This window comes from Streptomyces sp. NPDC001851, assembly GCF_040297165.1.
Lineage (GTDB): Bacteria > Actinomycetota > Actinomycetes > Streptomycetales > Streptomycetaceae > Streptomyces.
In genome coordinates, this window is sequence record NZ_JBEOYR010000014.1 from 109,148 (window position 1) to 125,282 (window position 16,135).

Annotated in this window: 20 protein-coding genes; 12 read left to right on the top strand and 8 right to left on the bottom strand. The window is 71.4% G+C overall.

Annotation, left to right across the window (positions count from 1 at the left end; translation table 11 throughout):
- Positions 1-41 precede the first annotated feature (41 nt).
- Positions 42-923, top strand: coding sequence for a LysR family transcriptional regulator (locus tag ABT171_RS21870; protein ID WP_351246228.1), 882 nt, complete (start codon positions 42-44; stop codon positions 921-923).
- On the opposite strand, the gene ABT171_RS21875 is transcribed toward ABT171_RS21870, so the two are convergent.
- Complete coding sequence (locus ABT171_RS21875) at positions 874-1,338, bottom strand: ATP-binding protein (protein ID WP_351246230.1); 465 nt, start codon at positions 1,336-1,338, stop codon at positions 874-876. The genes ABT171_RS21870 and ABT171_RS21875 overlap by 50 nt on opposite strands.
- A 106-nt stretch (positions 1,339-1,444) precedes the next feature.
- Here ABT171_RS21875 and ABT171_RS21880 point away from each other — a divergent pair, with 106 nt between their 5' ends.
- Positions 1,445-2,308, top strand: a complete 864-nt coding sequence (locus ABT171_RS21880; RefSeq protein ID WP_351246232.1) for a helix-turn-helix domain-containing protein — start codon at positions 1,445-1,447, stop codon at positions 2,306-2,308.
- Positions 2,305-2,499 (top strand): DUF397 domain-containing protein, encoded by a 195-nt coding sequence (locus ABT171_RS21885; protein ID WP_351246234.1) that lies wholly within the window; start codon positions 2,305-2,307, stop codon positions 2,497-2,499. Before ABT171_RS21880 ends, ABT171_RS21885 begins: the two co-directional genes overlap by 4 nt.
- Positions 2,500-2,577: 78 nt before the next feature.
- Here ABT171_RS21885 and ABT171_RS21890 read toward each other — a convergent pair whose 3' ends face one another.
- Together ABT171_RS21890 and ABT171_RS21895 are read right to left on the bottom strand one after the other, a co-directional pair.
- Positions 2,578-2,892, bottom strand: coding sequence for an AzlD domain-containing protein (locus tag ABT171_RS21890; protein ID WP_351246236.1), 315 nt, complete (start codon positions 2,890-2,892; stop codon positions 2,578-2,580).
- Positions 2,889-3,578, bottom strand: a complete 690-nt coding sequence (locus ABT171_RS21895) for an AzlC family ABC transporter permease (protein WP_351246238.1) — start codon at positions 3,576-3,578, stop codon at positions 2,889-2,891. Before ABT171_RS21895 ends, ABT171_RS21890 begins: the two co-directional genes overlap by 4 nt.
- 68 nt (positions 3,579-3,646) lie before the next feature.
- Here ABT171_RS21895 and ABT171_RS21900 point away from each other — a divergent pair, with 68 nt between their 5' ends.
- Positions 3,647-4,210 (top strand): helix-turn-helix domain-containing protein, encoded by a 564-nt coding sequence (locus ABT171_RS21900; protein WP_351246240.1) that lies wholly within the window; start codon positions 3,647-3,649, stop codon positions 4,208-4,210.
- Between the two features lie 159 nt (positions 4,211-4,369).
- On the opposite strand, the gene ABT171_RS21905 is transcribed toward ABT171_RS21900, so the two are convergent.
- The gene (locus ABT171_RS21905) at positions 4,370-4,573 is read right to left on the bottom strand and encodes a cold-shock protein (RefSeq protein ID WP_003992177.1); all 204 of its coding nucleotides are present in this window, start codon (positions 4,571-4,573) and stop codon (positions 4,370-4,372) included.
- A gap of 297 nt (positions 4,574-4,870) precedes the next feature.
- On the opposite strand from ABT171_RS21905, the gene ABT171_RS21910 reads away from it, so the two are divergent.
- From ABT171_RS21910 to ABT171_RS21935, 6 genes are all read left to right on the top strand, one after another.
- A complete protein-coding gene (locus ABT171_RS21910; protein WP_351246242.1) occupies positions 4,871-5,719 on the top strand; it encodes a menaquinone biosynthetic enzyme MqnA/MqnD family protein in 849 nt (282 codons plus the stop codon).
- Between the two features lie 86 nt (positions 5,720-5,805).
- Entirely contained in the window at positions 5,806-7,638 is a 1,833-nt protein-coding gene (locus tag ABT171_RS21915; protein WP_351246244.1) for a protein kinase domain-containing protein, read from the top strand.
- Between the two features lie 31 nt (positions 7,639-7,669).
- Entirely contained in the window at positions 7,670-8,422 is a 753-nt protein-coding gene (locus ABT171_RS21920; protein ID WP_351246246.1) for a prepilin peptidase, read from the top strand.
- A gap of 72 nt (positions 8,423-8,494) precedes the next feature.
- Positions 8,495-9,694, top strand: a complete 1,200-nt coding sequence (gene mqnC, locus ABT171_RS21925) for a cyclic dehypoxanthinyl futalosine synthase (RefSeq protein ID WP_351246248.1) — start codon at positions 8,495-8,497, stop codon at positions 9,692-9,694.
- A gap of 7 nt (positions 9,695-9,701) precedes the next feature.
- Positions 9,702-10,307, top strand: coding sequence for an imidazolonepropionase-like domain-containing protein (locus ABT171_RS21930; RefSeq protein ID WP_351246250.1), 606 nt, complete (start codon positions 9,702-9,704; stop codon positions 10,305-10,307).
- A gap of 60 nt (positions 10,308-10,367) precedes the next feature.
- Positions 10,368-11,063 carry a demethylmenaquinone methyltransferase gene (locus ABT171_RS21935; protein ID WP_351246252.1) on the top strand — a complete coding sequence of 232 codons (696 nt, stop codon included), beginning with the start codon at positions 10,368-10,370 and terminating at the stop codon, positions 11,061-11,063.
- A 26-nt stretch (positions 11,064-11,089) separates the two neighbouring features.
- Here the strand turns inward: ABT171_RS21935 and ABT171_RS21940 are convergent, their stop codons facing one another.
- Complete coding sequence (locus ABT171_RS21940) at positions 11,090-11,398, bottom strand: PASTA domain-containing protein (protein ID WP_351246254.1); 309 nt, start codon at positions 11,396-11,398, stop codon at positions 11,090-11,092.
- A gap of 109 nt (positions 11,399-11,507) precedes the next feature.
- Positions 11,508-12,038 (bottom strand): GNAT family N-acetyltransferase, encoded by a 531-nt coding sequence (locus tag ABT171_RS21945; RefSeq protein ID WP_351246256.1) that lies wholly within the window; start codon positions 12,036-12,038, stop codon positions 11,508-11,510.
- 97 nt (positions 12,039-12,135) lie between these two features.
- On the opposite strand from ABT171_RS21945, the gene ABT171_RS21950 reads away from it, so the two are divergent.
- The gene (locus ABT171_RS21950) at positions 12,136-13,419 is read left to right on the top strand and encodes a geranylgeranyl reductase family protein (RefSeq protein ID WP_351246258.1); all 1,284 of its coding nucleotides are present in this window, start codon (positions 12,136-12,138) and stop codon (positions 13,417-13,419) included.
- A gap of 7 nt (positions 13,420-13,426) precedes the next feature.
- Here the strand turns inward: ABT171_RS21950 and def are convergent, their stop codons facing one another.
- Entirely contained in the window at positions 13,427-14,053 is a 627-nt protein-coding gene (gene def, locus ABT171_RS21955) for a peptide deformylase (protein WP_351246259.1), read from the bottom strand.
- Positions 14,054-14,204: 151 nt separating this feature from the next.
- On the bottom strand, positions 14,205-15,014 hold the full coding sequence (locus ABT171_RS21960) for a C40 family peptidase (protein ID WP_351246261.1): 810 nt from the start codon (positions 15,012-15,014) through the stop codon (positions 14,205-14,207).
- Positions 15,015-15,765: 751 nt separating this feature from the next.
- On the opposite strand from ABT171_RS21960, the gene ABT171_RS21965 reads away from it, so the two are divergent.
- Complete coding sequence (locus ABT171_RS21965) at positions 15,766-16,125, top strand: NADH-quinone oxidoreductase subunit A (RefSeq protein ID WP_003992243.1); 360 nt, start codon at positions 15,766-15,768, stop codon at positions 16,123-16,125.
- Positions 16,126-16,135 lie beyond the last annotated feature (10 nt).

Genomic DNA, 16,135 nt, shown 5'->3' on the forward strand with positions numbered 1-16,135 from the left:
CTTGGGTTTTCTCAATAACCCCAAGTGTTAGCTTGGGACTTGTGACCCTCGAAGACCTCCGTGTGTTCGTGGCCGTGTGCCGCGCGGGCAGCCTCAGTTCCGTCGCGCGGGACCTCGGCTGCACCCAGTCCGCCGTCAGCCAGCACGTGAAGCGGCTGGAGCGGGAGACCGGGGTCGCGCTGCTGGAACGGCAGCCGCGAGGGGTGGTCCCCACCCAGGCCGGACGCATCCTGGAAGGAGCGGCGGCCGAGGGCATATCCGGACTCGACCTCGCGGTACGGCAGCTGCGCGACCTCGTCGACGGCCACAGCGGGCACGTCCGCGTCGCCACCGGCGCCACCACCGTCCGGCACTTCATGTCCGACGCGGTGGTCACCTTCCGCCGCCGTCACCCCCAGGTCAACCTGGAGTTCCGCACGGTCAGTTCGGGCCGCGGCACCTTCGACGCCCTGGCCGACGGCACCCTCGACCTGGCGTGGATCACCGTCGGCCCCCGGGTCCGCGGCATCGAGCAGCGGACGGTCGCGGAACTGCCCTGGCTGCTCGCCCTCCGCGCCGACGACCCCCTCGCCGAACGGCCGGATCTCGACCCCGCGGAACTGGCCGGCGTACGCCTCATCCGCCTGCCGCCCAACTCCACCTCCGCGGCCCACCTGGACGCCGCCTGCGCCGAGCTGGGCGTGCGGTTCGCCTACGACACGAGCGTCGCCGACTGGGACACGGCACTGCTGCTGGCCGAGCTGGGGGTGGGCCGGGCGGTCGTACCCGCCGTACCCGGACTGCCGGTCCCCGGGGAGGGCGACCTGCGGCTGGTCCCGCTGCGGGGCCTGCGCCCCCTCCCGGTCGGCTGGGCCGTCCGCCGCTGGGACGCCCTCAGCCCGCCGGCCCGGGCCTTCGCGGACACGGTCGCCGCCGCCCGCTGAGCGAGAGCTCCGCCCAGACCGTCTTGCCGACGGTGCGCGGCGCCACGCCCCAGCGGCTCGACAGCACCCGTACGACCGCGAGTCCGCGCCCGTGCTCGTCCTCCGGGCCGCCCTCCAGGAACCGCGGTTCCTTGTCTCCCCGGGCGTCGCTCACCTCGATACGCAAGGTGGCACTCGCGGGCAGCAGCCGGAGCCGCAGCTCGAAGTCCCGGCCCGGTGCACGACCGTGGGTGACGGCGTTCGCCGCGAGCTCGGCGACGAGGAGCTGGGCGGTGCAGTTCGGGTCGCTGTCGTGCGGGTATCCCCAGGTGGCGAGCTGGTGGCCGGTGAGGCGCCGGGCCAGCCGGGCGCCTAGGGCGGTGGCGCTGAGCCGCTGGGTGAGCTCATGTGCGGGGGTGGAGATTTCTACGTTCACGTCACCGAGCGTCGTCAGTTCTCCCTACTCTGACCAGGGGAGTCCTGGCGACTGTGCGTAGTCGTACGGGTGCGTCTGGTTTGCGTACGAGCAGTCGGAGGGTGGAGTGACGGAGGAGCGGGAGCGGCGGCCCGAGACGCCTGCTGAGGAGAACGGGGCGGTGGGGGTCTTCGCGGCGGTGGGCAGGCAGTTGAAGCTGCTGAGGGAGCGGGCGGGGCTGAACCAGCGGGAGTTCGGGAGCCTGGTGAGCTACGGGCCTGATCAGGTCTCGGCGATGGAGCGGGGGGTGCGGACGCCGAGGCCGGAGTTCCTGCGGCAGGCGGATGACATCCTCAAGGCGGAGGGGCTGTTGAAGGCGGTCATCCCGCAGATCGAGGAGGCGATGACCAAGGCGCGTACTCGGCATCCGGAGTGGTATCGAGGTCACGCCGCGATGGAGGCGGAGGCGCTGGAGCTGCACTTCTACGCCAACCAGGCCATGCCCGGCCTCTTGCAGACCGAGGACTACGCTCGCACCGTCTTCGGGCAGCGACGGCCGTTCCTAAGCGAGGAGACCATCGAGAAGAGGGTTGCCGACCGGCTGTCCCGCCAGCAGGTCTTCGACCGGTGGCCGCCGCCTGTCGTGAGCTATGTACTCGAAGAGGTCTTGCTTGACCGGCCGATCGGCGGGTCGGGCATCTTCAAGGAACAGTTGCGGAACCTGCTGCGGGTCGGCAGCTTGCGGAATGTCGAGATCCAGGTGATGTCGACCAAGGCTGAGGAACACCCCAACCTGGACAGCGCGTTCAACTTGCTGGTGTTGCCCAAGGAGGGGCAGGTGGCCTACCTGGAGGCACAGGGCTTTCCGCGGTTGATCACCGACCGAGACGAGGTCCGGAAGATCGCCGATCGCTATGGGATGATGCGCGCGGTGGCCCTCAGCCCCCTGAAGACCCGCTCCCTGATCACGCAGAAGCTGGAGGAGCTATGAGCATCGAGAGCCTCACTTGGTTCAAGTCCAGCTATAGCAGCGGTGAAGGCGGCGAGTGCCTGGAGGTGGCCGCCCACCCCACCGCCATCCACATCCGTGACTCGAAGCAACCCGCCGCCCCTCACCTCACCCTCACCCCCTCCGCCTGGTCAGCCTTTCTTCTGGGCGAGAAGGAACGCCTGGCCCGCTGACTCCTCCAGCGCGGTGTCCCGTTCGCGCACGGTGCTGGAGTGCCAGGAGACGACCCCGGCGAGGGAACCGTCGTCGAGCTAGCCGATCCCCGCCAGCCGCAGCACCGCGGCCGTCGCCGCCGCGCCGAGCACCACCACCGCGAACGGTGCCCGGCGCCAGGCCAGTACGGCGCCGACCAGGACCCCGGCGGGCCGGGCCCAGCCCGCGAAGCCGCCGGACTCCGTCAGCGCGCCGGTGGCCAGGAGGGCGACGAGCAGCACCACGGCCCCGGCGGAGGCCAGCTCCTGCGCCCGGGCGGGTATCTCGACCCGTCCGTGCAGCACCGGCCCCACCAGCCGGAAGGCGTACGTGCCCAGGGCCAGCGCGAGGATCACGAGGACGGTGGCGTTCATGCAGCGGCCTCCGCAGGCTGACGGCGATGCAGGAAGAGCCCGGCCAGGGCGAGCAGCACCGGCACTCCGGCGGGCACGGCGGGTGTCGCCGCGAGGGCGATGGCGGCGCCGAGCACGGCACACCGCCGTACCGCCGCGTCCCCCCGCAGCTGGGGCAGCACCAGCGCGACCAGCACGGCGGGGAACGCGGCGTCGAGTCCGTACCGGGCCGTGTCGCCCAGCGCACCCCCGGCGAGCGCGCCGGCCAGCACCCCGGTGTTCCACACGGCGAACAGTCCGAGCCCGGAGATCCAGAACGCCCGCCGCTGCCGTACCGGGTCGGGCTGGGCGAGGGCGAAGGCGACCGTCTCGTCGGTGACCAGGTGGGCGCCGAGGAAGCGGGCCGCCCGTCCGGTCCCGAGGATCTCGGCGACGGCCAGGCTGAAGGCGGCCGTACGGGTGTTCAGCAGCAGCCCGGTCGCCGCGGCGGCGATCGGGCCGCCCCCGGCGAGCAGCACCCCCACCGCGCTGAACTGGGCCGATCCCGCGTACACCACCAGTGACATCAGCACGGGCACCCACACCGGTAGCCCGCCCGCGACCGAGACGGCACCGAAGGAGACGCCGACGACCCCGCTGGCGAGCCAGACGAGGGAGCTGTCGCGGAGCAGGGAACGGTCACTGGGTGTTCGGAGAAGCGAACGCATGTTTTCTAGAATGGACAGCGGGCCTTCTGTCCGTCAAGCCGAACGATCGTACCGATGGAGCGAACGACATGTCCGAGCCTCCCGCCCGGCTCCCCCTGGAGTGGATCGCCGCATCGCTCAAGCGCGAGCGCACCCGCGCCGGGCTGTCCCTGTCCGAGCTGGCCAAGCGCGCCGGGATCGCGAAGTCCACGCTCTCCCAGCTGGAGGCGGCGAGCGGCAATCCCAACGTGGAGACGCTCTGGGCGCTCGCGGTCGCGCTGGGGGTGCCGTTCAGCGCGCTGGTGGAGCCGCCGGTGCCCAGCGTCCAGGTGATCCGGGCCGGCGAGGGCCCGGCGGTCGCCGCGGCGCACGCGGACTTCGTCGCCACCCTGTTGTCCGCGAGCCCTCCTTCGGCCCGGCGGGACATCTACCGCCTGAGCGCCGAGCCCGGGGCGGCCCGCGTCTCGGAACCGCACATCCCCGGCACGGTCGAGCATCTGATCGTGAGCTCCGGCCGGGTGAAGGCGGGCCCGGCGGGCGAGGAGGCCGAACTCGGCCCCGGGGATTACATGACCTATAGGGGGGACGTGCCGCACTCCTACGAGGCGCTGGAGCCGGGCACGACCTTCGTTCTCGTCATGCAGCACACGTAGTCATCCCGTACGCGTAGTCATCTCGCGCGGGGAGAGAATTCGCGCAGAATTCACCGACGGCCGGCGAGCGAGGGCCGGGAGGGAAAGGCAGGAGCCCCGTCGCCGGAACGGCGCGGGGCTCCTTGGGTACTGCTCTCAGGTTCTGCGATCAGGCAGTGATCAGACGGGGGTGACGTTCTCCGCCTGCGGACCCTTCGGGCCCTGCGTCACGTCGAAGCTCACCTGCTGGTTCTCCTCAAGGGAGCGGAAGCCGGAGGCGTTGATCGCGGAGTAGTGAACGAAGACGTCGGGGCCGCCGCCCTCCTGGGCGATGAAGCCAAAGCCCTTTTCGGCGTTGAACCACTTAACGGTTCCGGTAGCCATAAGCCCTCCTTGGGCTCAAAAGGGTTGCCCTGCTCCAGAACCTGCACGTGCGAAACGGTGCTGCGCAACTGCATACGTCTGAAAACGACGAGAGCCTGCGGTTACATGCTCCGCAGGCTCTGTACTGCAAGGGAAACCAAACTGCAACTTGCGGCAAGCCTAGCATCCGGGCTGCCGAAAGCAATAGAGGGCAAGATCACTTCACCCGGACGTTTGAACGGCCGTTGGGCCATTTGACGGCGTGGCGACGGCGGGGCCGGTCCCGGCACCGTACCGCAGGGGGTCTAGGGTCCCGATGTGGACAATTCTCGCACCCGGCCGCGCGTCGGCCACATCCAGTTCCTGAACTGCCTGCCCCTGTACTGGGGGCTCGCGAGAACCGGCACCCTCCTCGACTTCGAGCTGACCAAGGACACCCCGGAGAAGCTCAGCGAGCAGCTCGTGCGCGGCGACCTCGACATCGGCCCGGTCACCCTCGTCGAGTTCCTGAAGAACGCCGACGACCTGGTCGCCTTCCCGGACATCGCCGTCGGCTGCGACGGCCCGGTGATGTCCTGCGTGATCGTCTCGCAGGTCCCGCTGGACCGGCTGGACGGCCGCCGGGTCGCCCTCGGCTCGACCTCCCGCACCTCCGTCCGCCTCGCCCAGCTCCTCCTCGCCGACCGCTACGGCGTCCGGCCCGACTACTACACCTGTCCGCCCGACCTCAGCCTGATGATGCAGGAGGCGGACGCGGCGGTCCTGATCGGCGACGCGGCACTGCGCGCGAACCTGCTGGACGGCCCGCGCTACGGCCTGGAGGTCCACGACCTCGGCGCGCTCTGGAAGGAGTGGACCGGCCTGCCGTTCGTCTTCGCGGTCTGGGCGGCCCGCCGCGACTACGCCGACCGCGAGCCGGACATCACCCGCCAGGTCCACCGGGCCTTCCTGGAATCCCGCAACCTCTCCCTGGAGGAGGTCGCCAAGGTCGCCGAACAGGCCGCCCGCTGGGAGGCCTTCGACGAGGCGACCCTGGCGCAGTACTTCACCACCCTCGACTTCAGCTTCGGCACCCCGCAGCTGGCGGCGGTCGCCGAGTTCGCCCGCCGGATCGGCCCGACGACGGGCTTCCCGGCGGACGTGAAGGTGGACCTGCTGCGTCGGTGACCACGCGTCACTAGGCTGATGGCGACAGGCGTCGGAGACGAGCCTTGGGGCCGGGGGTTGGCCGGAGGCGTTGGGGGGAGCCCGCCATGCAGCCGCTGGACGTGGACGAGCCGGCCACCGTCGGCCCCTACCGGCTGCTCGGCCGGCTCGGCGCCGGCGGCATGGGCCGGGTCTACCTCGGCCGCAGCGCGGGCGGCCGTACGGTCGCGGTGAAGATCGTGCATCCGCACTTCGCGCTGGACGAGGAGTTCCGCGCCCGCTTCCGGCGCGAGGTGGCGGCCGCCCGCCGGGTCGGCGGCGCCTGGACCGCGCCCGTGCTGGACGCGGACCCGGACGCCCCGGTGCCCTGGGTCGCCACCGCCTACGCGGCCGGCCCGTCCCTCGCCGCGGCCGTCACCGACACCGGCCCGCTGCCCGCGCACACCGTACGGGCCCTGGGCGCGGGCCTCGCCGAGGCGCTGACCGCCGTGCACGCGCGGGAGCTCGTGCACCGGGACGTGAAGCCGTCCAACGTCCTGCTGACCCTCGACGGGCCGTTGCTGATCGACTTCGGTATCGCGCGGGCCATGGACGGCACGGCGTCCCTGACGTCCACCGGTGTCTCGGTCGGCTCCCCGGGCTACATGTCACCCGAGCAGATCCTCGGCAAGGGCGTCACGGCCGCGGCCGACGTCTTCTCCCTCGGCGCGGTCCTCGTCCACGCGGCCACGGGACAAGCGCCCTTCCGCGGTGACTCCTCGGCCGCGCTGCTCTACAAGGTCGTCCACGAGGAGCCCGAGATCGGGCCGCTCGACGGCGAGTTGCGGGAGATCGCCGTGGCCTGCCTGGCCAAGGACCCGGCGGCCCGGCCCGCCCCCGCCGACGTGAGCCGACGGCTCGCCCCGGAAGGCGCCACCCGCCTGATCGCCGGCGGCTGGCTGCCGGGCCCCCTGGTGGAGCAGGTCAGCCGCAGCGCCGTCCGCCTGCTCAACCTGGACACGGGGGAGACGGCGCGGTCGGGGCCCGTCGCCTTCGACCGGCCGGCGGTACCGGGACCGCCGGTACCTGCGGCAGTGCCGGACTCCGGTTCGGCCCCGGGCCCCGCCCCCGCCTCCGTCCCCGCCGAGTCGGACCCCGTCAGCGGAGCCGGTGCTTTCGGGCCCGCGCCCGTGATGAACCAGCAGGGACCCGGCACGCCGGTGCCGTCAGGGGCGGCCGGCGGTGTGTCCGGGGCGGTCCCGGGGGCCGCGACCGGTGCGCCCGGGGCTTCCCCCGGGTCCGCGACCGGTGTGGACGGTGTGCCGCCCGGGGCGCCGACCGTGGTGCCCGCACCGCGCGACGCGCCGCCGCCCGGACGGGTCTCCATGAGCCTGGCGGCGGCCTCCGCGCCGGCCGAGGGCGGCCGGGGTCGCCGGCTGAGCTGCACGGTGGTGCTGGCGGTCGCCGGAGCACTGGCCGTGGGGTCCCTGGTGCTCGGCGCGCTGCTGCGGCCCTGGTTCCAGAGCGACGGTGACGCGGGCGCGGGCAGCGCCCCTCGCTCCCCGGCGCCGAGTGCGGCGCACAGCAGCGCCCCCGGCGGAAGTCCCCGGCCCGGCGCGATCCCGGCCCGCTACCTCGGCACCTGGGAAGGACAGGGCAGCGAACTCGGACTGCCCGCGGGCACCTTCCGGATCACCGTCCACCAGGCGGCCCTGGGCCAGGAGTTGGGGCGGCTCCGGAACACCGACCAGGTCGGCGGCGTGTGCACGGACGTCCTCACCCTGAAGAAGGTGACGAAGTCCCGGATCCTCGCGACCTCGGTGGGCGCGCGGGACAACCCCGGGCACTGTGTGGCGAGCCCCCGCCAGGTCGAACTGACCCCGGTCGGCGACGATCTGCAGTTCACCTCGGACAGCGCGGCCGAGGGCAACGCGCAGGCCCGCATGTCGAAGGTCGGATGAGGACCGTGAACGCGACGGGGAGCGGGACCGGATGAGCACCGGGGCGCTGATGGCCGCCGCCGCGCTGTGGGGCGCCCTGGCGGGCGCGCTGCTGCCCCGCGCCGCCTACCGCCTCGCCGTCCCTGCCGGTGACCCGTGGCGGGCCCGCTGCCCGGCCGGCCACCCGCTGCGCGGCTGGCTCGGCCGCAGGCGGTGCGGCGCGTGCGGAGGAGAGGGGCAGGGAGAGGGAGGAGGAGAGGGGCAGCGCACGGAGGTGCTCCTCCCCGCCCTCGCCACCGCCCTGACCTGCGCCGCTCTCGCCGCCGCCACCGGCACCCGGCCGGAACTGGCGGTCTGGCTGCTGCTCGCGCCCGTCGGGGTGCTGCTGGCCGTGGTCGACCTCCGGGTGCAACGGCTGCCCGACCCGCTGACCCTGCCCCTCGCCGGGGCCGCCCTCGCCCTGCTGGGCCTCGCCGCGCTGCTGCCCGAGCACGCCGGCCACTGGCCCACCGCGCTGTACGGGGCCCTCGCGCTCGGCGCCGGCTACTACGCGCTGTACCTCATCAACCCGGCAGGGATGGGCTTCGGCGACGTCAAGCTGGCCGTCGGCATGGGCGCCGTACTCGGCTGGTACGGCTGGTCCACGGTCCTGCTCGGCGCCTTCGCCGGCTTCCTGCTCGGCGCGCTGTACGGCGGTGCGCTCGTCGTCGTACGGCGCACGGGGCGCAAGTCGGCGATCCCGTTCGGCCCGTTCCTGCTGGCCGGTGCCTTGACCGGCCTGCTGATCGGCGCGTACGCGGCCTGACGTCCTCGCGGGGAAACGGCTGGCGTAGGCTGAGTCAGCCCGTCCACAACCCTTGACGAAAGGGACGCCCTGGTGACCGAGAAGGCCGACCTCCAGTCTGTCCTCGACCGTGCCGCAGCCGGTGGGCGGATCACCCCGGAAGAGGCGCTCGACCTCTACCGCGACGCCCCGCTGCACGCGCTGGGCGCCGCCGCCGACGCCGTACGCCGCCGCAAGTACGCCGGTACCGAGCACATCGCGACGTACATCATCGAGCGGAACATCAACTACACGAACGTGTGTGTCACGGCGTGCAAGTTCTGCGCGTTCTACGCGGCCCCCAAGGACAAGGACAAGGGCTGGACCCGCGACCTCGACGACATCCTGCGCCGCTGCGCGGAGACCGTCGAACTGGGCGGCACCCAGATCATGTTCCAGGGCGGCCACCACCCGGACTACGGCGTCGAGTACTACGAGAAGCACTTCAAGGCCATCAAGGACGCCTTCCCGCAGCTCGTCATCCACTCGCTGGGCGCGTCCGAGGTCGACCACATGGCCCGTATCTCCGGCGTGTCGGTCGAGGAGGCCATCACCCGGATCCACGAGGCGGGCCTCGACTCCTTCGCCGGCGCCGGCGCGGAGCTGCTCCCCGAGCGCCCCCGCAAGGCCATCGCGCCCCTCAAGGAGTCCGGCGAGCGCTGGCTGGAGATCATGGAGACCGCGCACCGGCTGGGCGTGGAGTCCACCTCCACCATGCTGATGGGCACCGGCGAGACCAACGCCGAGCGCATCGAGCACCTGCGCATGATCCGGGACGTCCAGGACCGTACGGGCGGCTTCCGCGCGTTCATCCCGTACACCTACCAGCCCGAGAACAACCACCTGAAGGGCCGGACGCAGGCCACGATCTTCGAGTACCTGCGGATGATCGCCATCGCCCGCCTCTTCCTGGACAACGTCCAGCACATCCAGGGCTCGTGGCTGACCACGGGCAAGGAGGCCGGCCAGCTCTCCCTGCACTACGGCGCGGACGACCTCGGCTCCATCATGCTGGAGGAGAACGTGGTCTCCTCGGCCGGCGCCAGGCACCGCTCCAACCGGCTGGAGATCATCGACCTGATCCGCAAGGCGGGCCGGGTACCGGCGCAGCGGGCCACGACGTACGAGCACCTCGTCGTGCACGACGACCCGGCGAACGACCCCGTCGACGACCGTGTGGTCTCCCACATCTCCTCCACGGCCATCGAGGGCGGCACGGCCCACCCCGAACTGAAGCTGCTGGCGTCGAACTAGGGGCGCCTTGCTGACGATTCACGCCGACTCCCGGGGCCACGCCCTCGCCGTCGAGGGCGAGCGGGTCGCGGCCGCCGGCCCCCTGGAGGAGCTCGCCGCCGCGTACCCGCACGCGCGCGTGCGCACCTGGCCCGGCATCCTCACGTCCGGATTCGTCAACCCGCACGGCAACGAGCTGCTGGAGGAGACGTACCACCCGGATCCCCGGGAGGCCGACACCCTCGGCACCGAGCCGCTGACCGGCGACGCGCTGACCGCGCTCGCGCTGGACGACGCCCGCTGGGGCGCGAGCGCCCGGCGCGGAGTGCAGCGCATGCTGGCCCACGGCACGGTCGCGGCAGCCTGCGAACCGCTGCGCAACCGCGCGGTACAGGACGCCGTGCGGCGCACCGGCCTGGTGCTCACCGGCCGGCAGGGGCGCCCCGGCGGGGTGCCCTCCCTCGACCCCTTGGCCTCCGGCCTGGAGCCCGTGTACCCGCCTGCCCGCACGCCCGGCTCCGCGGCCCGCTTCGCGGTCTTCGACGTCCGTGACGAGGCCGAACTCGCCGAGCGCGGAACGGCGACATGCGTGGCGACGGTGCTGGCGGGCCGCCTGGTGTTCAGGCGCCGGTAGGCCCGCGGCGCGCGGGAAGCCGGGGCTCCTGGCGTGCGACCGGGCTGCAACAATGGGCGGGTGACCCGCGCTTCCCTGAACAAGCAGCCGCACGAAGTCGCCTCGATGTTCGACGACGTGGCGGAACGGTACGACCTGACGAACGACGTGCTGTCGCTCGGCCAGGACCGGCGCTGGCGCAAGGAGGTGGCGAAGGCGGTCGACGCGCGCCCAGCGCAGAAGGTCCTCGACCTCGCCGCCGGCACGGCCACCTCCTCGCTGCCCTTCGCGCGGACGGGCGCGTACGTCGTCCCCTGCGACTTCTCGGTCGGGATGCTCCGGGTCGGCAAGCGGAAGCACACCTGGCTGCCGTTCACGGCCGGGGACGCGACGAAGCTGCCGTTCAAGGACGACACCTTCGACGCCGTCACCATCTCCTTCGGGCTGCGCAACGTCCAGGACACGGATGCGGCCCTGCGGGAGATGTACCGGGTGACCCGCCCCGGCGGGCGCGTGGTGATCTGCGAGTTCTCGTCCCCGACATGGGCGCCGTTCCGCACGGTCTACACCGAGTACCTGATGCGCGCCCTGCCGCCGGTCGCGCGCGCGGTGTCCTCGAACCCGGACGCCTACGTCTACCTCGCCGAGTCCATCCGTGCCTGGCCCGATCAGCCCGCCCTCGCCGAAAGGCTGCGGAAGGCGGGCTGGTCGAAGGTGGCCTGGCGCAACCTCACCGGCGGTGTGGTCGCCCTGCACCGGGGCTTCAAGGAGAGCTGAGCGGTCCGTCCCACGGGGCGGCGGGATCAGCGGTTGATCATCTCGAAGGCGTCACCGGGCTCACCGAGTTCGCGTGGGAGCCCGCCCGTGGGCGGCCGCGGGATGCGGGGCTCGCGCACGCCCCCGCCGCCCTCTCCGTCGCCGAAGTCGAACCACACGTACACCATCGACTCCCGCGGCACCTCGGCGCCGGGCTGCGGGTACTGGCGTACGACGTAGTCGACGACCGTGCGGTGGAAGTCCGGGCGGTCCGGCGCGTTGAGGAACAGGCCCCGCGCCCGGGCCGTTTCGCGCGCGTCCACGGCCATCAGTCCGACCAGCCGTGGCACGCGCACTTCGGGTGTTTTGGGTGTTATACGCACAGATGTCACCCCCAGCGGTACTGGAAGGGTAACTCCCGTGCGCCCGGGCCGGAAGGACTCGGTGTCTTTCTGTGACAGACGACTACGCTGCGTTATCGGTACGGGTGTTGAGGGCGAGCCGGAAGCAGAGGGCCGACTCGTTCAGCGTGGGATGCGGGTAGGACTCCGCCGGGCGCATCCCGAGCCGCCGGGTCACCGCGACCGACCGCTCGTTGCCCGGCCGGACCATCGCCACCACCTCCGGCACCCCGGCCGCCCGCACCCGCTCCAGCGTCTCGTGTGCGGCCGCGGTGGCGTACCCCTTGCCCCAGTGCGCCCGGCCCAGCCGCCAGCCGATCTCGATCTCGCCGACCGGCCCCCAGTCGGGCCGCCACGGCTGCGCTCCGGTGAAGCCGATGACCTCCCCGGCCTCGTCCAGCAACGTCCACAGGCAGAAGCCGCGTTCCGCGTCGTGCCGCCGCTGGCGCGCGGTGAGTTCCTCATAGACCGACAGCGCGGCCGGCCTGCCGCCGTAGAACTCCATGACCTCGGGGTCGTCGAAGACCCGGTGCCAGGCGATCGCGTCCTCGTGGGTCGGAACGCGCAGCCGTACCGCGGGGAGGGGTCGGTTCACAGGGCAGCCCTTCAGCCGGGTGATCAATTCTGCTGAATAGACTGCCCATGTCCAGTGCCGGTCGGCACGCTGATTTCGAACTTGGGGAGATCCCGCCGTGACCGAGCCCCTCTCCGACCACACCGCCGATGTGATCGTCGTGGGCGCGGGGCCAGCCGGCTCCACGACCGCGTACCACCTCGCCAAGTCCGGTCTCGACGTCCTGCTCCTGGAGAAGACCGAGTTCCCGCGCGAGAAGGTCTGCGGCGACGGCCTCACCCCGCGTGCGGTGAAGCAGCTCGTGGCGATGGGCATCGACATCTCGGAGCAGGCCGGCTGGCTGCGCAACAAGGGCCTGCGCATCATCGGCGGCGGCGTCCGCCTCCAGCTGGACTGGCCGGAACTGGCCTCCTACCCGAACTACGGACTGGTCCGCAAGCGCGACGACTTCGACGAGCAGCTCGCCCGCAACGCCCAGAAGGCGGGGGCGCGGCTGTACGAGCGCTGCAACGTGAGCGGCCCGGTCATCGACGACCGCACCGGGCGGATCACCGGCGTCACCGCCAAGCTCGGCGAGGAGAAGCGCGAGGTCACCTTCCACGCGCCTCTGGTGGTCGCCGCCGACGGCAACTCCACCCGCCTGTCCCTCGCCATGGGCCTGCACCGCCGCGAGGACCGCCCGATGGGCGTCGCGGTCCGGACGTACTTCGAGAGCCCCCGCCACGAGGACGACTACCTGGAGTCCTGGCTGGAACTGTGGGACCGCCGCGGCCCCCAGGACCGTCTGCTGCCCGGCTACGGCTGGATCTTCGGCATGGGCGACGGCACGTCGAACGTGGGCCTCGGCGTGCTGAACACCTCCGCCTCCTTCAAGGAGCTGGACTGGCGCGAGATCCTCAAGGCCTGGTGCGCCTCCATGCCCGAGGACTGGGGCTACACCCCCGAGAACATGACCGGCCCGATCCGCGGTGCCGCCCTCCCCATGGCCTTCAACCGCCAGCCGCACTACACGCGCGGACTGCTGCTCGTCGGCGACGCCGGCGGCCTGGTGAACCCCTTCAACGGCGAGGGCATCGCCTACGCCATGGAGTCCGGCCAGATCGCCGCCGACGTCATCGTGCAGGCACACGCGCGTGCCACGCCCGCACAGCGCGAGATCGCCCTCCAGCGCTACCCGCGCGTCCTCAAGGACACCTACGGCGGCTACTACACCCTCGGCCGCGCCTTCGTGAAGCTCATCGGCAACCCGAAGGTCATGCAGATCGCCGCCCAGCGCGGCCTGACGCACCCGATGCTGATGAAGTTCACCCTCAAGCTCCTCGCGAACCTCACCGACCCCACGGGCGGCGACGCGATGGACCGCATCATCAACGGCCTGAGCAAGGTGGCCCCGAAGGCGTGAGCCTGCGCTATTCCGTGCTCAGCCCTTCCGCCCTGGCGGCCCGGCGGGCGAACACCTCGTCCCGCCGGACCGCCATCTGCCGCAGCGCGTCCTTTTTCTCCCGCTTGGAGAGCCGATCCAGGTAGAGGTACCCGTTGGTGTGGTCGGTCTCGTGGATGAGGCAGCGCGCGAAGTACCCCGTGCCCTCGATGACGACCGGCCGGCCGTCCTTGTCCCGCCCGCGCACGACGGCCCGGTCCGGCCGCGGTACGGCCATCACGGCACCCGGCACCGACAGGCACCCCTCACCCTCGTCCAGCAGCCGTCGCCCGTGCGTGGGCGTTTCGAGCACCGGGTTGACGACGTGTCCGACATGCCGGATACCGTCGTCATCGGGGCAGTCGTACACGAAAAGCCGGAGATCGACCCCAACCTGATTCGCCGCCAGTCCGGCCCCTTCGGCGACATACAGGGTGCGGAACATGTCGTCGATGAGTGCGGCGAGGTCGGGCCCGAACTCCGTGATGTCCCGGCACGGCTTGTGCAGGACCTCCTCGCCGGCCTCGGCGATCCGGCGCACCGCACCACGCCGGGCCTCGGGGGCGTGGCGCGGGTAGCAGTCGGCGGGCCTTCCCTGTACGAACACGCGTGGCATCGCGCGGTCTCCTTCGCTCATGGACGGACCGCCGGGCGGCGGCCCGCGCCGAGCATGCCAGGAACACCGCCCCGGGCGTGCCGGGAACGGCGCAAGGGCCGCTGCCCCCGAGCGGCTGCGGCCCTACGCGCGTTGAGAGGCGCGGGAGTGCTCAGAGCACCCGCACGGCGCCGGTCGGCGGGTCGTACGACAGCGGGTGCTCCCCGACACCGCTGGAGGGGTTCTGTGCGCCGACGAACATACCGTCGCCCACGTACACCGCGACGTGGTAGGCGCTGCCCGCGCTGCCCCAGTACAGGATGTCACCCGGCTGCAGGTTGCTCAGTGACACCTGGGTGCCGGCCGTCGACTGGTCCTGGGAGACGCGCGGCAGGCTGATGCCCACCTGCTTGAAGGCCGTCTGTACCAGGCCGGAGCAGTCGTACGCCGACGGGCCGGTGGCGCCGGAGACGTACGCCTTGCCGATCTGCGCCTTGACGAAGCTGATGACGGCCGCGGCGGAACCGGTGGCCGTGGAGGTGCTCGTCGAGGTGCTGCCGGAGTCCGACGTGGTGGCGAGCGTCGTACGCTCGGCGTTGCGGGAGGCGCGCGCGGCGGCCTCCTTGCGGGCCTCCTCCTGCGCCTTCTTCTTGGCCTCGGCGGCCTTCTGCTTCGCCTCGGCGAGGTCCGCCTCGGCCTGCTTCGCGGCCTTTGCGGCGGCCGCGTCACGCTCGGCCTGCAGCTGGTAGTTCGCGGCGGCCTGCTGGGTGGCGTCCGCGGACTTGGCCGCCTGAGCCAGGTCGGCCGTCAGGGTGGGCAGTTCAAGGGTCTGCGTCACCGGCTCGGCCGCGTTCGCCGAGCCGGACGCCCCGGCGACTGCCAGGGTGCTGAGGACGCCACCGGCAACTCCGGCCCGCATCGCGAGGGTCGACGCGCTGCGGCGGGGCTTCCGGTGGCTGCGTATGTGAGCGGTGTGGGACATGGGAACAACCGGTACCAGGGGCTCCTTCATATCTTCAAGAAACGTGTGCTGCGCCACAGTTGCTCAATCGAGACCCAGAATCCCGGGCGTGTCGCTCTTTATTGACGCCGTAACGGACATTGCGGACGTCGGTGATCAAGCCCTTGATCACGGTCTTTGATCATTACGTCCGGATTGCCCCCCGCCTACCATCGGTCGGGGTCGTTGGCCAAGCCCGGTTCTTAGGGGCCACTCATCGATGTGGCGGAGGTCACGGAACGGTTACCGGAAGCACGGCGTCCCGTGCGCGCGGCGCTCGTGAACGCATGCACGCGCCCCCGCCCCCGTCCACACCACGCCTGCACCTCCCTCTGAGGTGTGAACGCCGCCCTCTACCAGGCACCCCCGTCCAGCGCCAATTTGCATGCAGCGGAACTCTCTTGATATTGAGACGCCCCCTCCGGCCTGCGGGGACAAGTGAAAATGTCACTTCTGGTGATCAACTGAACGCTTCCCGTATGAAGATCACTCATCATCCGACTTCATGAACCTTCGTCAGGTGGTGTAGATCACAAAGCTTGTGGAATACCCCGTGTCGCAGATCACAGAGCGGCGGGCATAAGATGCGTGGCAACTGGGCTTGTGACCTGCTTCACATGTTCTCGATCTTCGCCCGGGACGACGGGGCTCGTGGGACCGGTGAGGCGGAAGTGAGCGCAGTGCACCAGTGCAACCGCCAGCAGTCAGCGCCGACTGAGAGGAGCGAGGAGCGGTGAACGCGTATGCGCCCATCCTCGTACTGGGAGCCCTCGGGGCAGGCTTTGCGATCTTCTCCGTGGTCATGGCCACGCTGATCGGTCCGAAGCGGTACAACCGCGCCAAGCTTGAGGCCTACGAGTGCGGCATCGAGCCGACCCCCACGCCGGCCGGCGGCGGGCGCTTCCCCATCAAGTACTACCTGACGGCGATGCTCTTCATCGTCTTCGACATCGAGATCGTCTTCCTCTACCCCTGGGCCGTCACCTTCGACGCCCTGGGGATCTTCGGGCTCGTGGAGATGCTGCTCTTCGTGCTCACCGTCTTCGTCGCCTACGCGTACGTATGGCGGCGCGGCGGCCTGGAATGGGACTGAGGGGCCTTAA